Annotated in this window: 1 protein-coding gene; it reads right to left on the bottom strand. The window is 46.5% G+C overall.

Annotated elements, in window-relative coordinates:
* A partial coding sequence (locus tag R7Z50_RS28885; RefSeq protein WP_318149932.1) for an alanine:cation symporter family protein occupies nucleotides 1-611 on the bottom strand: 611 nt, incomplete at both ends.

Here is a 611-nt window from a genome sequence, read left to right as displayed (position 1 = left end):
AAGGCTGTTCTACCGTGTCTGTTGCGGTAGTTTCAGTCGTTGGTGCTTGACCCGTTTTACGTTTGTATTTCTCTTCCCAGTAATCTGCACCTTTGATACCTAGCGCAACTGGGTTGAACGTAAACTCTGTGACACCTTGCTTCTGTTGTTCTTCGTAGTCGGTCAGCGCTTTCAGAGCAGGCTTCGACATAAAGAAGATGATCAAGATACCCACGATGTTCAGCCAAGCCATCAAACCTACGCCAACATCACCCATCGCCCATGCTAGGTTTGCGGTTTTTACTGTACCGTAAAACACAGCTGAGATAAGTACCAGTTTTAAGATAAACATCAGACCGTTCACTTTAAAGGTACGGCGAATGTAGGCAATGTTTGTTTCTGCGATGTAGTAGTAAGCCAAGATAGTGGTGAATGCGAAGAAGAACAGTGCAACAGCGATGAACGGTTTACCAACTCCAGGCAGAGCACTTTCAATCGCCATTTGCGTGAATACTGGACCATTCGCACCAATGTCAGCGGGTAGGTTTTGCACAAGGAATGCACCTTCAACCGCACCGTGTACGTTGTACGCCCCTGTGATAAGAATCATAAACGCAGTTGCCGAACATACT

The sequence above is a fragment of the Vibrio sp. 1249-1 genome (assembly GCF_033340495.1).
Note: the sequence above shows the minus strand (reverse complement) of the source record. Positions and strands in the feature narration are given on the sequence as shown.